This is a genomic window from Metabacillus crassostreae (genome assembly GCF_016908395.1).
Lineage (GTDB): Bacteria > Bacillota > Bacilli > Bacillales > Bacillaceae > Metabacillus > Metabacillus crassostreae.
The window spans coordinates 58,255-81,201 of record NZ_JAFBDU010000005.1; the positions used below are offsets into that span (position 1 = coordinate 58,255).

The following is a 22,947-nucleotide window of genomic DNA, read 5'->3' on the forward strand; positions in this document are numbered from 1 at the left end:
ACAACCATTGTAAAATACAAGGAATCGTTGTATATTTTAATGAGAATGATAATCATTAGCTGTATAAATGAGGAGTGGAATGATATGGAGCATGAACTATTCGATGTTACAGTTATAGGTGGAGGCCCCGCAGGTCTTTATTCAGCCTTTTATAGTGGACTTAGAGAAATGAAAACAAAAATAATAGAATATCAACCACAATTAGGTGGTAAGGTTCATGTATATCCTGAGAAAATGATTTGGGATATTGGGGGTCAGACCCCAATTTTAGGCTCAAATTTAATTAAACAGCTTGTTGATCAAGGTTTAACCTTTGATCCTACTGTTGTATTAAATGAAAAGATTGAGTCTATTTCTCAAAATGAAGATGGAACTTTTGTATTATTAGCTACTTCTGGTATGAAGCATTATTCTAAAACCATTATTGTTGCTGTTGGTGGCGGGATTTTAAATCCTCAAAAGCTTGAAATTGAGGGTGCTGAGAAATATGAAGTTGCTAATTTGCATTACACAGTGAAATCATTACAACGTTTTAAAGATAAAACTGTTATTATTTCTGGTGGAGGTAATTCAGCTATAGATTGGGCCAATGAACTAGAGCCAATTGCGAAAAAGGTCTATTTAACGCATAGAAAACCAGCATTGTCTGGCCATGAAGCCCAGGTCACACAGCTTTTAAATAGTTCGGCACATTGTTTTTTACAAACTTCCATTACAAAATTAATGGCTTCTGATAATCATGAGAAAATCGAACAAGTTGAATTAACAAATCTTGAAACTGGGGACATTACCTATTTGCCAATCGATGAAGTTATCATTAATCATGGCTATGAACGTGATGCCTCACTTTTAGAGAATAGTGAAGTGAAATTAGATTTAACGGATAACTTTTATATTACAGGCACTACAACAAGTGAATCCTCTGTAGAGGGTATATATGCTGCTGGAGATATCTTAAAGCATGATGGAAAACTTAATTTAATTGCTGGTGCATTTCAGGATGCGGCAAATGCAGTAAATAAAGCAAAATTGTTTATTCAACCTGAAGCTACAGCAATTGGAATGGTTTCTTCTCATAATGAAATTTTTAAAGACAGAAACCGTAAATTAATTAGAGAAATGGTTAAATGAGAATATCAAAAAATGTTTAAACAATAAAAACGTGAATTCAAAAGTGAATTCACGTTTTTATTTGATTTACCTTATCATATTCCAAATCGGAACCTGTGAGCAATAAAAGTTACTCTTTTTCAATAGATTAGTCTAAAGGAATGGCAATTTGTGAACCAATTGTTAATGCTCTAGGATCAACATTTGGGTTAGCATCCATTATTTCATCTACTGTTACCCCATCATACACACTTGCTATTCCATATAACGTATTTCCTGGTTGGACAGTATGATGTACATAGTTTGCATGTTCGTCACTATTGTTATTGTTATTTGAACTTTCACCAACAACAGTTATCTCTGATCCAATTGTTAGATTATAAGGATCATTACCTTCATTCATTTGATGTAAGTCATCTACTGAAACCCCGTCATATGCTTGTGCAATTCCATAGAGTGTATTTCCTGGTTGAACGGTGTGCGTAACCATTTCTCCATTTTGTGAACTATCTGAATGATTATTCGAGTTTAATTCAACCTCAGTGCCGACCGGGAGTGCATATGGATCTAAGTTACTATTATAATCCATTAAATGCTCAACACTAACATTGTTTTCTTGAGCGATACCCCAAAGTGTATCACCGGGCTCAACTGTTTCCGTTGCAGCATTTGCTGACAATCCACTTGCTCCGAACGCCATACCTAATGCTAAAGTTGGTACTAATACTTTTGAAGTTTTCTTCATGATCAATTCCTCCTTTAGTAGTATATTAGTTCATTACCTTAAATGGATTGACACTAAACGTGAAATTTCGACATTTATAGGATTCTGCTATTTTCTTATGTTTTCATCCTTTATTATCTAAGTTGATTCCTGCTTCTAGTAAGGAATTCATTACATTTATAATAGGCTAATTGAAATATTTCAAATCTGCATATGTAAGTAAATTTGTACTTGTATGAAGAATAACAAAGAAGCAAAAGCAAGATTGAGTTAAATTCTAAAGAATTTTAGAGCTAGTGAAAATTTATCCATTTACATAACCGAAACTATTTGTTAATATCAAATGGTTGTCTGACGACTGACAATTGGTAAGCGTTTTCTTAATTAAAATCTTCTAAGAGGTGACATTCATGAATGTATTATGGGGAATCTTTGGTATATTAACTGTTTTAGGTATTGGATTTTTGTTATCTAGTAAAAAGAAAATGATAAATTACCGCACAATCTTTGGTGGCCTAGCTATTCAAATTGTCTTTGCTTTTATTGTTTTAAAATGGGAAGCAGGAAGAGAATTACTTAAAGGGATGACAGCGGTCGTACAACATATTATAGATTATGCTAATGAAGGAATTTCCTTCGTGTTTGGACCAGCTGCAAATGTAGAAGAATTTGGATTTGTCTTTGCCTTTCAAATTCTCACGATAATAATCTTCTTTTCTTCATTAATTTCTGTACTATATTATCTGGGCATCATGCAATTGTTTATTAAATTTATAGGTGGAGGCTTATCTAAACTGTTAGGAACTAGTAAGCCAGAATCAATGTCAGCTGCAGCAAATATTTTTGTTGGACAAACTGAAGCACCACTAGTTGTTCGTCCATATTTAGATAAAATGACAAAATCAGAATTATTCGCAGTAATGACAGGTGGACTTGCATCTGTGTCAGGCTCAGTGCTTGTTGGATACGCTTTATTAGGTGTTCCACTTGAATATCTATTAGCAGCAAGCTTTATGGCTGCACCAGCCGGTTTAATTATGGCCAAGCTATTAATACCAGAAACAGAAAAAGTCAAAGCACAAGAATATAAGATGGAAAAGGATACAGAAACAGTCAATGTAATTGATGCTGCTGCAAAAGGGGCATCTGATGGATTAAAGTTAGCACTAAATGTTGGGGCAATGTTACTAGCATTTATCGCATTAATTGCTTTAGTAAACGGTATCTTAGGCTTATTTGGCAGTGTCTTTGGTTATAGTGATCTTTCTCTTCAAGCAATTTTGGGTATTTTGTTTTCTCCACTTGCTTTTGCTATAGGTGTACCATGGGCAGAGGCTGTGACTGCAGGAAGCTTTATTGGTCAAAAACTAGTTTTAAACGAGTTTGTTGCATATTCTGCTTTTGCACCAGAAATTGCTCAGCTATCTGAGAAAACAGTTATTGTTGTAAGCTTTGCTTTATGTGGTTTTGCAAATTTAAGTTCTATGGCTATTCTATTAGGTGGATTAGGTGGACTTGCACCAAGTCGTAGAGCTGATATAGCAAAGCTAGGAATTCGTGCAGTAGCTGCAGGAACACTAGCATCATTATTAAGCGCAGCCATTGCTGGAATGTTTCTTTAATTAACGATCTGAAATATAGACAAGAGCAACCAAGGATTGTTTTATGAATCCTTATGGTTCGCTCTTTTTTATTATGTTTCTTTTATATAATGAAGCATTCAGGCGTAAATTTGATTTACTATCTGATGCTAGGGTGTTATGGTCAGTTTATATAGTCGTGTTAAAAGGAGAAAAAATGAGAAATAAAATGGCGGTTGTAACAGGTGCTTCTAGTGGTTTTGGATTAGTAACTTCTATTGAGTTAGCAAAGAAAGGCTACACAGTCATTGCGACAATGCGGAAACTCAATAGTAGTACAAATTTCCTCAATGAGGCAACCTCTGTTGGTGTTAAAGATTTGATACATATAAAAGAGTTAGATGTGACAGTCAATCAATCGATTCAAAATCTTATGGGTTATATAGAGTCTTTAGGTTATATTGATGTTCTTGTGAATAATGCTGGCTATGCAGGAGCTGGCTTTGTTGAGGAAATTCCGATTGATGAATATAGAAAACAGTTTGAAACAAATGTGTTTGGAGCAATCAATTTGACTCAAGCAGTATTACCACTAATGCGTCAGCAGCAAAGTGGGAAAATCATTAATGTAAGTAGTATCAGTGGCAAAGTTGGTTTTCCAGGACTATCACCATATGTTTCTTCTAAGTATGCATTAGAGGGCTGGAGTGAGTCATTGCGTTTAGAAACGATACCATTTGGCATTGATGTTGTATTAATTGAACCTGGCTCTTTTCAAACAAATATTTGGAGTTCAGGAAAGCAAATAACAGAAAAATCATTAAAAAGAGAATCTCCTTATTATAAAACGATGCAAAGTCTTGAAAGCCATATTAATAAAGAAGCTTCAAACTATGGTGATCCTCGGGATGTTGCAAAGCTAATTAGTATGATATGTGATAAAAAATCACCATCACTACGTTATCCTATTGGCAAGGGAGTAAAGCTAACCATTTTACTAAAAACGATATTACCATGGAAAATTTGGGAATGGTTAGTGCTTAAACAAATAAAATAATTCGTTGACAATACATACTGGAAAATAATACAATTAGCTAAGAGGAAAAAATTTAAAAAATTGGAGGGTTATGAAATGAGAATTCGAATGAAATTACCTAATCAAATTTCATATGATGATGTGACCCCCAACCTATTACGTTAGAAGAGTAACGCTTTTATAAAGCATGTATAATTTTAATGCTAACGCAGGTCACTATGTTCATGACGTGCGTTTTTATATTGTCTTTTTTTTATAGGCATTATGCGATGTAACGCATAATGCCTTTTTGTGCTTGAAAAAACGATTAATTAAAGACAAATGGTTGTTATGAGCTTTGCTCGTTTCAATAAATACACCGAATTTGAAGGGAGTTTTTAAGATGATTAATCAAACTGTAAGGCGTATCGATCTAGATTGGATAAAAGGTGGCTAATCATTTAGTTTATGTCTTTAATAAAGGGAGGAATAGTATATGTTTTCAGTTTTAATGAAGTTAAGCTGGTTTTTTAAACAGCATTGGCGACGGTATACGGTTGCTATTACATTACTAATTATTGTTAGTTTTCTTGATATCATTCCGCCCAAGTTAATTGGAATCGCAATTGATGATATTCAGTTTGGACAAATGACAGCAAGCAGATTAAGTGAGCTATTGATATTTTTTGGTGTTCTATTAGTTGTTAGTTATTTAATCACATATGTGTGGATGTATCAGCTGTTTGGGGGAGCACATTTAATTGAAAGAACGTTAAGATATCGATTTATGAAACACTTGTTATCGATGACACCGAGCTTTTATGAAAAAAGCCGTACAGGCGATTTAATGGCCCGCGCAACTAATGATTTAAAGGCAATATCTTTAACAGCTGGTTTTGGGATTTTAACGCTAGTGGATTCAACTATCTTTATGATCATGATCGTCTTTGTTATGGGCTTTACTATTAGCTGGCAGCTAACGTTAGCGGCGTTAATTCCTTTGCCACTTATGGCAATTGCTATCAGTTATTTCGGAAAGCTTATTCATAAACGGTTTACCATTGCACAGGATGCATTCGGTGATATAAATGATCGAGTTTTAGAATCTGTATCTGGTGTAAGAGTAATACGTGCCTATGTTCAGGAAAAGGCTGATGAAAAGCGATTTAACGATATGACTGAGGATGTTTATGAAAAAAATATCTCTGTAGCTAAAATTGATGCTTTATTTGAACCTACTATAAAGATACTTGTAGGTTTAAGCTATTGTATAGGACTTGGTTACGGGGCATATCTAGTTTTTAATCAATCTATCACTTTAGGAGAGTTAGTCAGCTTTAATATATATTTAGGTATGCTAATTTGGCCTATGTTTGCCGTAGGTGAGCTTATTAATATTCTTCAACGTGGAAATGCCTCACTTGATCGTGTCAATTCAACACTTGCTTACCAGCAGGATGTTAAGGACGTTAGTAATCCAATAGATGTTCACATACCTAGTTCAATTGAGTTTGACAATGTATTCTTTCGCTATCCATCTTCAACAGTAGATAATTTGAAAAATATAAGCTTAGAAATACAAAGAGGGCAAACAGTTGGGATTGTTGGAAAAACAGGATCCGGAAAAACAACGTTGCTTAAACAATTTCTAAGAGAATATCCATTAGGGACTGGAGAAATATGTATTTCGGGAGTGAAGCTTGAATCAATTCCTATAGATACTGTTCATTCCTGGGTCGGTTATGTTCCACAAGAGCAAATCTTATTTTCGAGAACAATCCGGGAAAATCTTAAATTTGGTAAAGAGCATGTAACAGAGGATGAAATTGAACGTTCATTATTATTAGCAGCTTTTGATAATGACTTGGCTGTGTTACCAAAAGGTTTAGACACATTAGTAGGAGAAAAGGGTGTGGCTTTATCAGGGGGGCAAAAGCAACGTATCTCTATTGCTAGAGCGCTTATTAAGGATCCTGAAATACTTTTACTGGATGATGCTATGTCTGCAGTTGATGGGAAAACAGAAGCGAAAATAATAGAAAATATTCGAAAGGAACGTGCACAAAAAACAACCTTTATAACAGCACATCGTCTGTCTGCAGTACAGCATGCAGATTGGATTATTGTCATGGATGAAGGGAAGATTGTTGAAGAAGGAACACATGAACAGCTTCTTAGTTTAGGAAAATGGTATAAGGAACAATTTGATCGACAGCAGACAGCTTCTTATGGAGAGGTGGGATAACATGACACAGCCATCGACAGGAAAACGTCTTGTTCAATATGCTCTTCACTATAAGAAAATGATTATATTAGCATTGGTTATGTTAACCTTTGCAGTTGCAGCAGAATTAACAGGACCATTTATTGCAAAAAAGATGATTGATGACCATATGATGGGAATTCAAAGCCCGTGGGTTGAAGTAGCGAATAAAGACGATTCAGCAGTTGCTTATAATGACCGGTATTATAAAAGGGAAGACTACATTTCACAGGAAGACACATTAGGTGAAAGAGAAATGGAAATCATTCAAGTAGGGCGTTCCTTTTATACAACTGAAAAACACCTTACATTCACCGGTGAGGCTTCAATATCAGGCAATACACTAACAATCTCAAGTGGAGAAAGAGCTGAAACTTACCAAGTAGATAAATTAAATCAAAAGGAACTTTTAGCATTTTATCAGCCTGAGATATCACCAATTATTCTTCTATTAAGTTTGTATGTAGGCTTGTTATTTATTGCAGCAATCTTTCAATATGGAAAGTCCTTATTACTACAAAAAGCTGCAAATAGAATCATTCAAAAAATGAGAACTGATGTATTTGAACATATTCAAAGAGTACCAATTACGTATTTTGATAACAGACCAGCAGGTAAAATTGTTTCACGTGTAACAAATGATACAGAAGCAATACGTGAATTATATGTTAAGGTACTAGCAAGCTTTTTTACAAGTGGAATTTATATGACAGGAATTTTTGTTGCTTTATTTTTCCTTCATGTAAAATTGGCACTTATCACAATGCTGCTTATACCCATTATTTTTATATGGATTATTGTTTATCGAAAAATGGCGTCTAAGTATAATCATTTAATCCGAACTAGAGTAAGTGATATAAATGGAATGATCAATGAATCGATTCAGGGAATGACAATTATTCGTGCATTCAGACGTAAAAAAGAAACGCTAAATGAATTTGAAACGTTAAATGAAGAGCATTTCACATACCAGAATAAGCTACTTAGTTTGAACTCATTGACCTCACATAATTTAGTTGCAGTTCTTCGGAATATCGCATTTGTTGTGTTAATTTGGTACTTTGGTGGTCAATCTATTTCTGGGAGTGGAATCATTTCAGTAGGCTTACTTTATGCATTTGTTGATTACCTGAACCGCTTATTTCAACCTGTTACAGATATTGTAAATCAGTTAGCGCAGCTTGAACAGGCAAGGGTTTCATCAGAACGAGTTTTCCAGCTTCTTGATGAAAATGGCGAAGAAGTTGAAGTGAAGGAAATTCCTAGATATGAAGGTAATGTTAAGTTTGAAGATGTATCTTTTTCCTATAATGGTGAAAATGATGTATTGAAAAACATTTCCTTTGAAGCGAGAAAAGGCGAAACAGTAGCTTTAGTTGGTCATACAGGATCAGGGAAAAGCTCGATTATTAACCTATTGTTTCGTTATTATGATATTAATAGAGGAAAAATCACAATTGATGATAATGATATCACAAAGCTGCCACGTCAGCAGTTAAGACAACATATGGGAATTGTGCTTCAAGATCCCTTTTTATTCACTGGTACAATTGAATCAAATGTTAGCCTAGAAAATCAAGAGATAACCAAGGAGAAGGTTCATAAAGCTTTGCAGGATGTAGGAGCAGAGAAATTTATCAAGCAGCTCCCAAATCAGTATGAAGAGCCAGTACTTGAAAAAGGTAGTACATTATCATCAGGAGAAAGACAGCTCATTTCTTTTGCACGTGCACTTGCATATGATCCTGCTATTTTAATTTTAGATGAAGCAACAGCCAATATTGATACTGAAACAGAAGCAATGATTCAAAGGGCATTGAACATCGTGAAAAAGGGGAGAACAACCTTTATTATTGCCCACCGATTATCAACAATCCGTGAAGCTGATCAAATTTTGGTTTTAGATCATGGCGAAATTGTTGAAAGAGGCAATCATGAACAACTACTGAACCAAAAGGGTAAGTATTATCAAATGTATCAATTACAAACAGGGAAGAACACAGTACAAGTAGGATAAAATAATGTTTACCTTCTACTTTTAAAGGGGAAGATACTTTAAAAGTAGGAGGTATTTTTAATGAAGAAAATCATAAAGAGACTAATGAAATGGGCACCAATTATTTATCCTATTGCCAAAAAACTCTTAAATCAGCGAAAAGGGAAAAGATGAATAAGGATGTTTACCATATACTATTAAGTTTTCAACTTAATAGTTTTTTTATTAATTGTAGATAGGTGGAATTTTTATTTGTGTATCATCCTTTAATGAAATATGTAGTTTATGATTTTCATTTATCGCTGCAAAAAATACGTGTTGAGATGACAGGATTCCTTGCTGAGACAGCTGTTGTTTCAACCATTTTTCATCCAAATCAAAATATTGTAGAACATTGTGATAAATTTTCCCGTCCAATATCAATGGATAGGAAATGGATGGAATGCTTCGTTTGATACCCATATCCTCTAAAAATTGCTTTTGCTCTCTTCTTAAAACACTAAGCGAGCCATTTGCTTCTATAATGGCTGTTTTTACATCGCTTATATCAAACACATCTTTTTCTCTCAGCATTTGAAGAATATTATCAATTGAATAGCGTATCGATTTTATATTTTGTTTTAGCAGAATTCCATCTTGAACAACGATTGTTGGTTCAAAGGTAAGGAGTTTACCAATTTTATGATTAGAAATCTTCCAATTTGCCACAAGCCTTTGTAATAAGCCAATAACAACGATAGTAAAGGCAGTAGGAATATGTTGAATACTTGGGTCAGCGATATCAGCCCCAACAACTGCCCCTAAAGTAATAATGATTAGAAAGTCAAATATCGGTAATTCTCCAATTGCTCTCTTCCCCATAAAAATTGTTATGAATAGTAATAAAGGTAAAATGGTAATAATTCGCCCAAAAACAATTAGAATATCTTTTAGAGTTTCTTCCATTTAGATGCCTCCAGATAAGATTCGATAGAAAAAGGCTCTCCTAAATGAGTGGGATCAATACCTCTTAAAGAATATGATTATAAATAATCAAATTTTTAACAAACTAAAAAGGATTGTATTTTAGACTAAAAAAAGAGACGAATATAATCGTCTCTTTAAAAAAATTAATTAAGATACTTTAGGTTCAGGTACTCTAGATAAAATCACCAAACCTATAATGAACAACAGGACTAAACTAAATACACCACTACTTGAGTTTCCAGTTGCTTGCGCTGTTACTGCTACTAAAAGGGGACCCATTATAGAAGCAAATTTACCAAAGATATTGTAAAAACCAAAGAACTCATTAGCTTTTTCTTTTGGTATGAGTTTAGCGAAATATGAGCGGCTTAATGCTTGGATACCACCCTGTGAAGTTGCAACTAACATAGCTAATATCCAAAAATCTAATGTTGTTTCTAAGAAATAAGAGTAAATACAAACGATTATATAGATAAAAATTCCGACATATAGCATTTTCTTGCCAGTAAATTTTTCAGAAAGCCGACCAAACAAAATAGCAAATGGTGCTGCTACAACCTGGGTTACAAACAAAACAATCAATAAATTTGTTGAGTCTATACCAAGATCTGTTCCATATGCAGTTGACATCGTAATGATGGTGCCGACACCATCAATGTAAAAGAAATAAGCTAGTAAAAATAAGAATAAAGCCTTGTATTTCTTGATTTCTTTAAGTGTATTACCTAATCTTTTAAAGCTATTAAAAACAGGGTTTGGCTCACGTTCTATGTAATATTTCTGGTGGACATTTTTGAATAAAGGAATAGAAAATAAGCCCCACCATAATGCAGTTATGATAAAAGCAATTTTACTTGCTGATGTTACAGATAATGGAATCACTTCATTTTGTGCTAAAACTATGATTGCAATACTGATTATGAATGGAATTGTACTCCCGATATAGCCTAAACCAAAGCCACGTGAGGAAATACGATTCATCCTTTCTTCTGTTGTAACATCAACTAGAAAAGCATCATAAAAGACATTCGCTCCAGCTGAGCCAACAGCAGCTAGGGTGTAACAAATTAATAATAGCCACCACTTATCGGTAGGGATAAATGCAAGAAGTCCTGTAAATACAATCCCGATTGAGAAAAAGAAGGTAAAAAAGCGTTTCTTAAAGCCTCGGTAATCTGCAATTGTTCCTAAAATAGGTCCTAGCAAGGCTAAAATGAAGGTAGCAATTGCTATGGTATATCCTAAATATGCTGTTGAATTTGAAGGGCTAACTCCTGCATCTGTCGCAGCAGCTTTATAATATATTGGAAAAACAGCAGTGGAAATAATGATTGAATAGGCAGAGTTGGCCCAGTCATAAAAAATCCAACTATTTTCTTCTTTAGAAAAACGCTTCATCGCTTTGTCCTCCATAGTGAACTTCATTTCCATTGTACATGAAACTTCACATGGAAATACAAATGTTGAAAAATTTAACATTTACTTAACATGGATTTAATACTACAGTGAATTTTCCTACAAGTTCATTCCCATCACTGTTGATAAATCAGTAAAGCCAAGATCATCATATAATGATTTAGCCGGATTTCCTGTATAGACATTTAACAATACCTTTGCATAGCCTTCTTTTCTTAACTCTTCTATAGCACTATTCATTAACTGCCGACCAATACCTAGCTTGCGAAAAGCTGGAAAAACATAAACAGATGTTATTGTGCCAGTTCTTACCTCGTTTATCGGATTAAAGTCTGGTCCTATAAGTACCCATCCTGCAATTTGATTATGCTCGATTGCGATTATATAGTAAGCCCCACTATTTAATAATGGTACAAACATATTTAACCCTCTTTGTAGATCATTTTCTACTAACCCCATCGAACTTTCATTCATTGCTTGAATTGTCATATGAAGAAGAGTGTTTGTTTCATGGCTTGTTGCTTTTCTAATCATTTTTAGTTACACCCCATTTTTATACATATGAACATATCTTATGCCAACAGACCAAAATAGTGATTTCCGGATGTATCCGATCTATATGTTCGAAAATATAGGAAATCTACTTAATATGTAATCTATGATTATTAGCCCAAAATATATGGTGTGTAGAAGTACCTATTCACTTACTTTTTGTAAGAGTTTTTATCAGTCTAAAGTATGAAGTGAAGATAGGTTGTTTTTGTGTAAATCATACTGTAGACATTTGGGTTTAATAGGAAAATAGTTCCCTTTTTGCTTACATTTAAGTTTATATATGTAAATTAATGGTTATATGTGGTATTGGTATAGGTAGGGGATTTCGTGATTCAAACTTTATCACGGGACTTCTTAGGTTATTATGTTTTGACAGTAAAAGGGTATTCTTAAATCAAAATAGATTAGATGCCAAAATAAATAAGTGTTAGGAGAGGAAGTAAATGTCAGGAATTATTCGCGTTACCCCAGCAGAACTAATGGATATGTCAAATCGTTATTCAGGTGAAAGCAGCCAGGTAGAGGACCAAATTGGTCGTCTGGACACAATGATAAGAGATCTTGAAAGCATGTGGGAAGGTGAATCTAGTAGAGCCTTCAATGAACAATACCAAACATTAAGACCTTCATTTGTTCAAATGCAGCAGCTTCTTCAAGATATTTCTGAGCAATTAAATAGCACTGCTCAAGCTCTTGAAAATGCTGATCAGCAAATTGCAAGCCAAATCAGAGGCTAATAAAGCATATGTAAGTAATGGAGGAGTGCCGTATTTATACATAGGTGGTGCTCCTTCTTTATGAGGTGAGGATTATGTACATAGAAATTACCGTAGATTTAAAAAATTACCAAAGAGAAAGCTTTGATATTAGATTATCAAACTACCATTCTATAAAAAAAGTTATCAATATTGTGTGGCAGGCTAAAAAGATATCAGAAAATCCAAAAGAAGGATCATGGGTAAGGGTTGTTAATAAACAAAAAGTGATACAAGGAAATACAAGATTACTTGATGCAGGCATTATGACAGGAGACAGAATTGAAATTTTATGAAGGAGACAATGGGAATGTCACAGAACGATATCTCATATTTACAAGAACAGCTAGAAGCAGATATTAAACGCGAAGAAAATATTATAACCTTTACGTTTCAAAAGGAAAAAATAAAGTTAGACGATTCTACAGAAATATCCTTTATAACAAACATCAATCCTACGATTAAGAAAGAAGTTAGTATGATGGATGATGCGTTATCGATTCATTATACCATTCCAAAAACATACTCTTTTCTTCCTCCTCAACTTAAGCAATTAGATGAGAGAGAGCGGTTATTTCTTACATATAAGGTTGTACAACAGGTGAATCAACATGCTTTATCAAGAATACATCTACTTGTTTGTCCAGAAAATATTGCCCTAGATAAAGGATTAAATCCATACTTTCTACATCATGGAATAAAGGAGAGTTTACCTCCTTATGAAAGAGATCATGAACAATTACTAAAAGAAGTGAAGGCAACCATTATCTCAATTGTCGATTCACAATATACATTTGAGCAATATGTTTCTTACTCTCAAACATTAAAGCTGTCTACATTTGCTAAAAAGATAGTTGAGTCAAGCTCATATAATGAACTCCTTGATATTCTTGAGGATAGAATTCAAGGGTTGAATGAACAAAAGCCATTAATCATGATGGTGAATAAAAAAACGTGGAAACTTAATCGCTATGTTTTATATGGAGTTACTTTGTTGTTGATTCCTTCACTCATTTATTGCTTTTATTCTTTATTTTCCTTACAACCTAAACAAGAAAGCTTTATTTCTGCTCAGGAAATGTTTCTGCAAAATAATTATAGTGAAGTAGTAACAGAGCTGCAGCCCTATGATGTTGATGAGATGCCAAAGGTTACACAATATGAACTTGCTCTATCGTATATCATCAATGAGTCATTAACAGAAAATCAAAAGGAAACAGTGCGTAACACTATTACCTTACAATCTGATCCACAATATTATAAATATTGGATTTTAATTGGACGTGGTGAAGCTGAAGAGGCCCTAGATATTGCTAGATATATGGAGGACCGCGATTTAATTTTATTTGGATTATTAAAACATAAAGAGCTAGTCAAATCAGATGATGAATTGAAACGAGAAGAAAGACAGCAATTATTAGCTGATATTGAAGATGAAATAAAAGAATATCAGCGTGAAGTAGAGGAAGAGCTTGTAGAGGAAAATAATCCTGATCAGCCTGTCTCAAATTCAGTACAAGAAGACTCAGCACCTGAAGAAGATAAGGAAATGAAAAGTGACGTAGATAATGCTGATACAAAGGCAGAACAAGAAGACTCTGCAGCAGAAGAAAAACAAGATGACCCAGCCGTTGAGCAAGAGACTCAGCAATAGATAAGCTAAAAATGATAGAAATACAGGTGGTGAACATATGTCTGTGCTTTGGATTTTTAACAAAACGAACTATCAGCATTTACAACTTAAACCAAATAGTCATGAGGTAACAATTGGAGCTAGCGACAAGCATACATTGACACTTCATTCATTAACATCGCCATGTAAAATGATCAATAAAAATGGTACTTATTATATGGACCAAGGTGTTGAGCAAGAACGGGAACTTGTTAAGGATACCTTTCATTCACTAGCTGTTGGAGAAGAGGAACTATCCATTTATTTATCATCTAAAGACTTTGAAGGTAAATCCTATTACATAGGACATTTAGATGAATGTATCTTTTCATCAATTGACGAGAGTGCTACTTTTTTTAAAAAATCAGCTGAGCTGTTAAATCAGGAATCGTTTTCATTAAATCGCCTTCAAGGTCAAATAGAGGTGTCAATTCTAGCGGGAGTAAATGTGTATATAAATGGCCATTTAATCAAGGAATCAACAAAGCTAGAGGTTGGTGATGTAGTATGTTGGCCATTTATGATTATTACCTTAATTGATGAAGATGTGATAAGGGTAGAAAGTTTATCCGATTATAAAACAAGTCTTCCAGAAATGATTGAGCCTCAATCAGAAATGAAAAAAAAGTATCCGTCATATCGACGAACACCACGGATGGTTTATGAATTACCAAAAGAGAAGGTGCAGCTTTCATTTCCAACTCAGGATACAGAAGGATCAAATCGAAGTTTATGGCTCATCATTATGCCACCACTAGTTATGTTAGTAGTGATGGGACTTGTTGCGATCCTTGTTCCAAGAGGAATCTTTATTATTGTTTCCCTCGTGATGTTCCTGACAACCCTAGTAACCTCTACTGTTCAGTACTTTAAGGATAGAGGAACACAAAAGAAAGCAAAAGAACGCCGTAAACGTATATATACAAATTATCTTCATGCAAAAAGAAAAGAGCTACAAGAGCTTGCTGATAAACAAAAGGATGTACTCACATTCCATTTTCCTTCGTATGAACGAATGAAATATTTAACTAATCAGGTATCAGATCGATTATGGGAAAGAACGCTCGAAAGTCCAGATTTCCTGCAATTTAGGCTTGGTACAGGTACTGTGCCTGCTAGTTATACGATTTCTTCTACATCCTCAGACATGTCAAACCGGGAAATGGATGAACTATTAGAGGAATCTCAAACTCTTGAAAAAGCTTATAAGAATTTAAGCAATTTACCAATTACAGCAAATTTATCTGATGGCGCAATAGGATTAATCGGTAAGGATGCTGTATTAAAGAATGAATTACACCAACTGATTGGACAGCTGGCCTTTTTTCATAGCTACCATGACCTGCGATTGGTGTTTATTTTTGATGAGCATGAGTATAGCGACTGGGAATGGATGAAGTGGCTTCCTCATTTTCAGTTAGCAAATTCCTTTGCAAAAGGCTTTATTTATAATGAAAAAACTCGAGATCAATTACTGTATTCTCTTTATGAAATGATCAGGGAACGAGATCTTGAAGAAGATAAGGAAAAAATGAGGTTTTCACCACATTATGCATTTATTATTACAAACCATCAGCTAATATCAGATCACGTGATTTTGGAATATCTAGAAGGAGAACACGCTCATTTAGGGATTTCTGTTATTTTTGCTGCAGAAGCAAAAGAAAGCTTAACAGATAATATCCACACACTTATAAGGTACATTAATGATCAGCAGGGTGACATTTTAATTCAACAGAAAAAGGCTGTTCGCATTCCCTTTCATCTTGATGAACATAAACGTGATGGTAATGAAAGCTTTGCTCGTATGCTGCGAACTCTTGATCATCAAATTGGTATGACAAATTCCATCCCAACAAGTGTGTCCTTCTTGGAGATGATGAATGCCAAAAACATAGATGAATTACCAATTAAGAATAACTGGCTAACAAGAGAATCCTCAAAATCCTTAGCTGTACCAGTAGGTTTAAAAGGAAAAGAAGAAACTGTGGAGCTTAATTTACATGAAAAGGCTCATGGGCCACACGGATTATTAGCAGGTACAACAGGATCAGGGAAAAGTGAATTTTTACAAACATATATCCTTTCCTTAGCTGTGCACTTTCACCCACATGAGGTTGCCTTTTTATTGATAGATTATAAAGGTGGTGGGATGGCACAGCCATTCAAAAATATCCCACATCTACTAGGGACAATTACAAATATTGAAGGAAGTAAGAACTTCAGCTTACGAGCACTTGCTTCGATAAAAAGCGAACTAAAAAGACGTCAGCGCTTATTTGATCAGCATACTGTTACACATATCAATGATTATACGAAGCTTCATAAACAGGGAAAGGCTAAGCAACCTTTACCTCATTTATTCTTAATATCTGATGAATTTGCCGAGCTGAAAAATGAAGAGCCAGAGTTTATTCGTGAGTTAGTTAGTGCTGCACGAATTGGTAGAAGCTTAGGAGTTCACTTGATTCTTGCTACTCAGAAGCCAGGGGGAGTTATTGATAACCAAATTTGGAGTAACGCTCGCTTCAGGGTAGCTCTTAAGGTACAAAATACAGAGGATAGCCGGGAGATTTTAAAAAATGGTGATGCGGCCTCCATTACAGTTACAGGACGAGGATATTTACAGGTTGGAAATAACGAGGTATATGAGTTGTTTCAATCAGCTTGGAGTGGTGCCCCGTACTATGAGGAGGAATCCTTTGATTTAGAAGATGAGGTTGCAATTGTAACTGATCTTGGTTTGGTACCTTTATCAGATGTATCATCACAAGAGCAAAAACAAAAGGAAACGTTAAGTGAGATCGCTGCAGTTGTAGATCGAATTGAACAGCTTCAAGAGGAGATGGCGCTTGAGAGAATTCCAAGTCCATGGTTACCACCATTATCACCAAGAATCTATCCAGTGGATGAGGACTATGATGAACAAACAAAAGCAAAAATAGTGTTTGCTATGATCGATGAGCCTGAAAAGCAGAGTCAATCAAATTATACGTATGATGTAATTGATGATGGAAATATCGGTATTTTTGGATCAGCAGGCTATGGCAAAACAAATACAATGCTGACTTTATTACTTGGAATGGCAAGGAGCTTCACTCCTAAAGAGGTTCATTATTATTTAATGGATTTTGGTAACGGAGGATTATTACCTTTAAAACAGCTACCACATACTGCTGATTACTTTTTACTAGATCAAGAACGCAAAATAGAAAAGTTTATGAATATATTGCGTGAAGAGGTTGCAAGGAGAAAGCAGTTATTCCAAAAACAAGAAGTTAGTTCAATTAAAATGTATAACACATTAAGTGAAGAACAGCTGCCTTTGTTGTTTTTGGTGGTTGATAATTTTGATGTTATTAAAGAAGAAATGATGGATCTTGAACAACAATTAAATTCATTTGCTCGTGATGGTCAATCTCTAGGAATTTATATGATGTTAACAGCTACACGTATTAATTCTGTTCGCCAATCACTTATGAATAATTTAAAAACAAAGGTTGTTCACTATTTAATGGATACATCTGAAGGTTTTTCTGTTTTAGGAAGACTACCTTTTTCACCCGAAGCGATACCAGGTAGAGCAACGGTCAAGAAGGAAACAGCTTATTTCTCTCAAATTTATCTTCCAGCAGAAGGAAAAGATGATTTTGAACAAATGTCCAATATAAAAGCTCAAGTACAGAAATTGCAAGAGGTTTATACAAATGTAGAGAAGCCAAAGCCGGTTCCTATGCTTCCAACTGAGCTTACAATCACTAATTTCGCTGCATATGTGGAAAAGAAAAACGGTCTACTTCCAATAGGATTAAATGAAGAGCATGTCACACCTGTATATGTGAATTTCTTAAAGGTAAAGCATTGTCTAGTTCTGGGGCAAGCACAAAAAGGAAAAACAAATGCTTTGAAGGCTCTTATTTCTTCAGCTCTTGAACAAGATGTTGAGACTCTAGGGATTTTCGATGCAATTGACCGAGGCTTATCTACTTTCATTGGTGAAGATAAGCTTGTCTATCTAGAAGGCAAAGATCATATAAACTCTTGGTTAGATAAGGTTGAAGAACGATTGATCAAGAGAGAGGAAGAATATCAGAAGAATATTCTTGTTGGGAAAACAGCACAAATATATTCACCTATTTTGTTAGTTATAGACGGCTATGCTCGTTTCCTTCAAAATCTTGATAATCCTTTACAAGATAGAATTGTAAGATTCATGAAAAACTATAGTCATATCGGCTTTAATGTCATCATTTCAGGAAGCAATAATGAATTATCAAAGGGTTATGATCCATTAACAACAGAGATAAAGCAGATTCGTCAAGCAATCGTTTTAATGAAAAAGTCAGAGCAGACAATGTTCACCCTTACTTATGATCGCAAAGAAAAAGATGTTCAACCAGGGTTTGGCTATTATGTAGAAAATGGAAAAGAGCAAAGCATTCAAATACCGTTTGTTAATGTGGAGAGGAAGGTGCACGTATGAAAAAATCTGCAACCATCATAAAGTTACTTGTTGTTATTGCATTAATCGTCATTACCCCTCTTCTCTTCTTTCGAATTATTGGTGATAATCCGTTTAAGGTAGAAAAGGTAAGTGCTGCACAAACAATTGCCATTATAAATGAAGATATAGGAACCGAAGAAGAGGGAGAGCAAATACAGTTTGGTCAGGATATAGCATCGATTTTGAAAGAAAATTCAAGTTTTGAATGGACAGTTGTAGGAAGAAGTGCAGGAGAAAATGGGCTAAAAAGCCAAAAGTACGATGCAATTGTTTATCTGCCTTCTAACTTTTCAGAAAATGTTATGTCTTATAATGAAGCAAATCCAGTTAAAACAAACTTTCAATACAAAGTGCAAAGTCAGTTAAATGCAGTAAATAAAGAAAAGGTCTTGTTAGAATTAGAAAAATCAACAAAAAAAGTAAATCAAAAAATATCAACGCTTTATTGGAATTATGTATCAGCAGATATGGAAAATATCCGTCAGGAATTTGATGAAATTCTTGAAAAGGAAGTAGCTTTTCAGGAAGCAATGAGTGCCTTCTATCAACCTAGCTCAAAAGATCTTGCAGGACAAATAGAAGAACAAAAAGCAATGCTATCAAGTATTCAATCTTCCATTCAAGATGCTGGAAAAAGAACACCTGATCAGCAATCAATGCTAGAAGACTATGAACAAAATTTAACGAGCTTTGTAGAATATGTTGAACAATATAAAGAATATCAAGATAAACAACAGCAAATACTAGCTGAAATTCAAAAAGAAGCCATTCAATCCGTAACAGATGCAACAACGAACCAACAGCCTTTATTTCTTCAGTCAAAGGATTTGTTTGAAGAAAAAGGCGGAAGCTTTATCGAGACAATGAAAGTGATTGATTCTCAGATGGTTGGCTCGCAACAGGTTTTTGGCCAACTAGAGGAACAGCGTTATAGTCAAGTAGCTAGACAAATTAGTGATTATTATAATTTGCAAAAGAAGCTATTAGACTTTTATCAACAGCTAAAAGATACAACAGAGCTTAATGCTGTTGAGGTTGAGCTTGCGTCATATAGTGATAGCTTGAATGAAATGCCAGAAGAGCCAGAAGAGGAGACACCTGATAAGCCTGAGGAGCCAGGAAAACCTGATGATGAGAATCCAGAAGAGGAAAAACCTGATGAATCAGATAGCAGTAACTCAACACTATTAACAGCAAGCACTGAACCAAATGAAGATCCGCTTCCATCTGATGGAGAGGATGAAGATAATACGGAACAGCCTCCTACAGAAGAAGAAGGAGAGCCTGAAGTTCCGACAGAGCCAACTGAGCCAACAGAACCGGAAACACCTGAGGAAAAGTTTGTAGACCTAAGTGCTGAAAAAGCAGAGATTATGAGTATCGCTGATGAAATGACTGATTTAAAGGAAACTTTATCCGCCCTTTTAGAACCTACTCCTGATGATTTAGAAGGTGCAATAGTAGAATTAGAAGGTTTAAGTGAAAGGTTAGCAGATGTAAATATTTCTTTAAGTAATAAAGAAAATGGAGAAAACCCGTTACAAAGTAAACTAGACGATTTACAGAATACTCTTGCTGAAACCATTCGAACAGCAAGTGAAAGAATTAAGAATCTTGAAGGTGATATTGGTGTTCTTGAAGCAGATAAGAAAGAACTTGAAGAGGAAAGGGATAATCTGATTGGAGATATCCTAGATCTTGAAAAATCTAAAGAAGATTTGCAAAAGCTATATGATGACCTTCTTGCTAATTTCAATAAATTAGAAGCTGAGCTTAATTTATATAAAGATTATGAAACTAGTATTAAGGATGAAATAACGAATAAGGAACAATCGATTTTATCGTCAAAAGCATTATCTGAGACAAGAAAAGAAAAGCTTACTAAAATCTTTTCCAAGGAAATAAACAGCAAAGATCTTCTAGATATGATGTTTTATTATTCGTATTTGGATCGATATGAAGCTACTTTAATTAGCATGATATCTGAAGATCAAGCAAAAAAAGATACATTGAGTAAGCCAGAGTTACAAGATGAAGCGAATAAGATTGTAGCTATTACAAATGAGGAACAAGTAATTTGGGATCAGCTTAAAGGTGAACTGCCAACAACACAGGATGCTTTAAATACAATGGAGGATAACTTCACAGTCTTTATGGTTGAGTATCAGGTAACCGTTGATGAGCACCAAACAAAGCTGATCGAAAGCCTTGATATGATTGCGAAAGAAGCACAAGAAGTACTGAACCAAATTCAACAGCCAGAAAAGATGCTATCAGCTGCACCTCCAACATCAACGATAGAAGGTCAAGAAATGATAGTAGGAACTGAGCGAATCAATGATCAAATGGAATCTATTCACACATGGCTAGATTCTGTGCAGGAAAGCCAAACAAGTATTATTGACTATACAGGTGAGCTTCAAGGAAGAGTTGGTGACGTTCAAGCAGATGCAGATAAGTTAAATAATAAATGGGCAACAAATGTGGCATCAACTGAATTAATTAGAAATGACGTATTTAGTGTACTAGGCAATACATTTGTTGATGGACAATCAAACGGATATGTTTATGACTTCTTAACAAATCCATTAAAAATAAGTGGAGATATTCCTGAGGAAACAAAGAGTACAGTAGTTAAAAACATCCCACCGGTTGTTGTATTATTTATTGTTCTTGTATGTAGCTTGTTAATTGGTTATACAAGTTATTACTTTAAACAGCCGCCACTGTGGATTCAAGGTATTTTGTTTTTGTTATTAAATTTAATTGTTGGTTTCGTTGTAAGTCTATTTGGCTTAGACATTTATCCTTTAAGAGAAGAAAGTGCTGTGGAGTGGACGATCTTCACCATTGTCCTTCTTACAGTAGGGTCAGCATTAGTAAGAGTAGGATTTGCTGTCCATCATTTAGTGGGGTTATTTATAACAGTAGGTATGGTTATCTTCTATGTAACACCATTACTTGCTTTAACAACTCCAAACTTTAGCTTCCAGGATCCGATGTCTAAGGTGTATATGAGTATTCAATATGGAACAGAGTCTTTATTTACACAGGCTATGATTGTGCTTTGTTTATTACTTCTAGGTTTGGGAGCATTACAATACTTTATTGGTAGATCTCAGATGACGGTTATCGAGAAAGGGTCTGAAACATATGAAGCATAAGCAAGTGAAACTAGTTTTCTTCTTTCTTTTGATGGTAATGGTTTATCATCTCACAGCTGCTAATGTTGTGCTTGGCGTGGAAGAAAAGTCGAAGATTGATGAGCTTGTGCCGAATGATTATCAAAAAGAAAAATTCAAGATTAATAAAGATTTAATTTTAGATAAACAACAGCAGACCCAACGAACAACAATACCAGAGGAACAAAAAGAGTTAACATTTGAAGGGGAAAAAGTTTCAAATGATCGTGAAGTGAAGCATAACTTATTTTCAAGTGATGCAAAAGATTTAAATACAATTAAAGCAAAGGCTGTAAGTATGCAGCTTTTCTCAGAAAAAGAGCTGCTATCACAAAGTGCAATGGAGGAAGAGACAGACTCTTCCTCTGCTTCACCACTCAGCCTGTTAATTTGGATTTTAGTAGCAATATGCAGTATCTTGCTGATTGTTGTGCTTTTTGTATGGAATAAATCTACTACTTTAGAAAAACGGGTTTAAAAATAGCTAGTGAGGTGATTTTTCATGAGCTTATCAAGTACGTTATATGCGATTCAACGAACAATATCTTCACAGGCCAACGATCTTGATGAAAAAATTGATCGATTAAGAAAAGCAAAAAATGAAATTAATAGGGAGCAAGGCTATTTACTTCAAGAAATAACGAAGTTGAAACAACCAGATCTAGGTAAAGAATGGGTAGGAAAAAGAGCCAATGAATATGATGATGAACGTGAGGAAGCCTATTCTGTTATGCGGAAAATCGGTAACGTTGATTATGATGGATATCAGCAGCTTATCGAAAATAAAATCAATAGCTTAGAAATGGAAAGAAGTGTTCTTTCTTTTACACAAAGTCTGGCTTATGAAGCAGGAAGATTAGTTGGTAAAGGTGAAGAAGCGGCAGATGAGCTATCAGATCGTATTACTGACTTAAGAAGGCGGTTATTTTAATGGTAACAATTAAATTAAACTATCAAGCTGTCATAAAAGATCTTAATGAAGCGAAAGCAGCACTTCATCATGTAAAGCTAGCCACACCAAGTTCTGGTGATCTTGGTAAGAACAAATTAGACTACACAAGCTATTTTCTTGAGCGTGAAGCAAGAATTCATCAGCTAATTAACGAATATGTCTCCATTGTTGAAAAGAATCTTGAAGATACCAAAGTAAATGTCCGTTCATTAAAAGAGCAGGATGAAGCCATTACGAGAAACTAATGGAAAGGACAG

17 protein-coding genes are annotated in these 22,947 nt (G+C 34.7%); 13 read left to right on the forward strand and 4 right to left on the reverse strand.

The window, feature by feature from the left end:
- The first annotated feature begins 84 nt into the window (after positions 1-84).
- Positions 85-1,131, forward strand: coding sequence for an NAD(P)/FAD-dependent oxidoreductase (locus JOC75_RS15475; RefSeq protein ID WP_204954919.1), 1,047 nt, complete (start codon positions 85-87; stop codon positions 1,129-1,131).
- Positions 1,132-1,258: 127 nt separating this feature from the next.
- Here JOC75_RS15475 and JOC75_RS15480 read toward each other — a convergent pair whose 3' ends face one another.
- The gene (locus JOC75_RS15480) at positions 1,259-1,855 is read right to left on the reverse strand and encodes a LysM peptidoglycan-binding domain-containing protein (RefSeq protein ID WP_204954920.1); all 597 of its coding nucleotides are present in this window, start codon (positions 1,853-1,855) and stop codon (positions 1,259-1,261) included.
- 389 nt (positions 1,856-2,244) lie between these two features.
- Between JOC75_RS15480 and JOC75_RS15485 the strand changes: the two genes are divergently transcribed.
- The 4 genes from JOC75_RS15485 (at position 2,245) to JOC75_RS15500 (ending at position 8,709) form a co-directional block, all read left to right on the forward strand.
- Entirely contained in the window at positions 2,245-3,456 is a 1,212-nt protein-coding gene (locus JOC75_RS15485) for a NupC/NupG family nucleoside CNT transporter (protein WP_204954921.1), read from the forward strand.
- Between the two features lie 175 nt (positions 3,457-3,631).
- Positions 3,632-4,471 carry an oxidoreductase gene (locus JOC75_RS15490; protein ID WP_204955096.1) on the forward strand — a complete coding sequence of 280 codons (840 nt, stop codon included), beginning with the start codon at positions 3,632-3,634 and terminating at the stop codon, positions 4,469-4,471.
- A gap of 454 nt (positions 4,472-4,925) precedes the next feature.
- Positions 4,926-6,674, forward strand: a complete 1,749-nt coding sequence (locus tag JOC75_RS15495) for an ABC transporter ATP-binding protein (protein ID WP_204954922.1) — start codon at positions 4,926-4,928, stop codon at positions 6,672-6,674.
- A 1-nt stretch (position 6,675) separates the two neighbouring features.
- Positions 6,676-8,709 (forward strand): ABC transporter ATP-binding protein, encoded by a 2,034-nt coding sequence (locus JOC75_RS15500; protein WP_204954923.1) that lies wholly within the window; start codon positions 6,676-6,678, stop codon positions 8,707-8,709.
- Between the two features lie 204 nt (positions 8,710-8,913).
- On the opposite strand, the gene JOC75_RS15505 is transcribed toward JOC75_RS15500, so the two are convergent.
- From JOC75_RS15505 to JOC75_RS15515, 3 genes are all read right to left on the reverse strand, one after another.
- Complete coding sequence (locus JOC75_RS15505) at positions 8,914-9,633, reverse strand: DUF421 domain-containing protein (RefSeq protein WP_204954924.1); 720 nt, start codon at positions 9,631-9,633, stop codon at positions 8,914-8,916.
- A 168-nt stretch (positions 9,634-9,801) separates the two neighbouring features.
- Complete coding sequence (locus JOC75_RS15510) at positions 9,802-11,052, reverse strand: MFS transporter (RefSeq protein ID WP_204954925.1); 1,251 nt, start codon at positions 11,050-11,052, stop codon at positions 9,802-9,804.
- 117 nt (positions 11,053-11,169) lie between these two features.
- A complete protein-coding gene (locus JOC75_RS15515) occupies positions 11,170-11,604 on the reverse strand; it encodes a GNAT family N-acetyltransferase (RefSeq protein WP_204954926.1) in 435 nt (144 codons plus the stop codon).
- Positions 11,605-12,068: 464 nt separating this feature from the next.
- Here JOC75_RS15515 and JOC75_RS15520 point away from each other — a divergent pair, with 464 nt between their 5' ends.
- The 8 genes from JOC75_RS15520 to JOC75_RS15555 all read left to right on the forward strand — a co-directional run bounded on the left by JOC75_RS15520 (position 12,069) and on the right by JOC75_RS15555 (position 22,935).
- Positions 12,069-12,362: a WXG100 family type VII secretion target gene (locus tag JOC75_RS15520; protein WP_146949799.1), complete on the forward strand. Its 294-nt coding sequence runs from the start codon at positions 12,069-12,071 to the stop codon at positions 12,360-12,362.
- Positions 12,363-12,436: 74 nt separating this feature from the next.
- Positions 12,437-12,676, forward strand: coding sequence for an ESX secretion system protein YukD (yukD, locus tag JOC75_RS15525; protein ID WP_204954927.1), 240 nt, complete (start codon positions 12,437-12,439; stop codon positions 12,674-12,676).
- 14 nt (positions 12,677-12,690) lie between these two features.
- Complete coding sequence (gene essB / locus JOC75_RS15530) at positions 12,691-14,034, forward strand: type VII secretion protein EssB (RefSeq protein ID WP_204954928.1); 1,344 nt, start codon at positions 12,691-12,693, stop codon at positions 14,032-14,034.
- Positions 14,035-14,071: 37 nt separating this feature from the next.
- The gene (gene essC / locus JOC75_RS15535) at positions 14,072-18,535 is read left to right on the forward strand and encodes a type VII secretion protein EssC (protein WP_204954929.1); all 4,464 of its coding nucleotides are present in this window, start codon (positions 14,072-14,074) and stop codon (positions 18,533-18,535) included.
- Positions 18,532-21,720, forward strand: coding sequence for a type VII secretion protein EsaA (gene esaA / locus JOC75_RS15540; RefSeq protein ID WP_204954930.1), 3,189 nt, complete (start codon positions 18,532-18,534; stop codon positions 21,718-21,720). Before essC ends, esaA begins: the two co-directional genes overlap by 4 nt.
- A complete protein-coding gene (gene essA, locus JOC75_RS15545; protein WP_204954931.1) occupies positions 21,710-22,216 on the forward strand; it encodes a type VII secretion protein EssA in 507 nt (168 codons plus the stop codon). The genes esaA and essA overlap by 11 nt, the downstream gene beginning before the upstream one ends.
- Positions 22,217-22,240: 24 nt before the next feature.
- Complete coding sequence (locus JOC75_RS15550) at positions 22,241-22,669, forward strand: YwqH-like family protein (RefSeq protein WP_204954932.1); 429 nt, start codon at positions 22,241-22,243, stop codon at positions 22,667-22,669.
- A complete protein-coding gene (locus tag JOC75_RS15555) occupies positions 22,669-22,935 on the forward strand; it encodes a DUF5344 family protein (RefSeq protein WP_204954933.1) in 267 nt (88 codons plus the stop codon). The genes JOC75_RS15550 and JOC75_RS15555 overlap by 1 nt, the downstream gene beginning before the upstream one ends.
- The last annotated feature ends 12 nt before the right edge of the window (positions 22,936-22,947 follow it).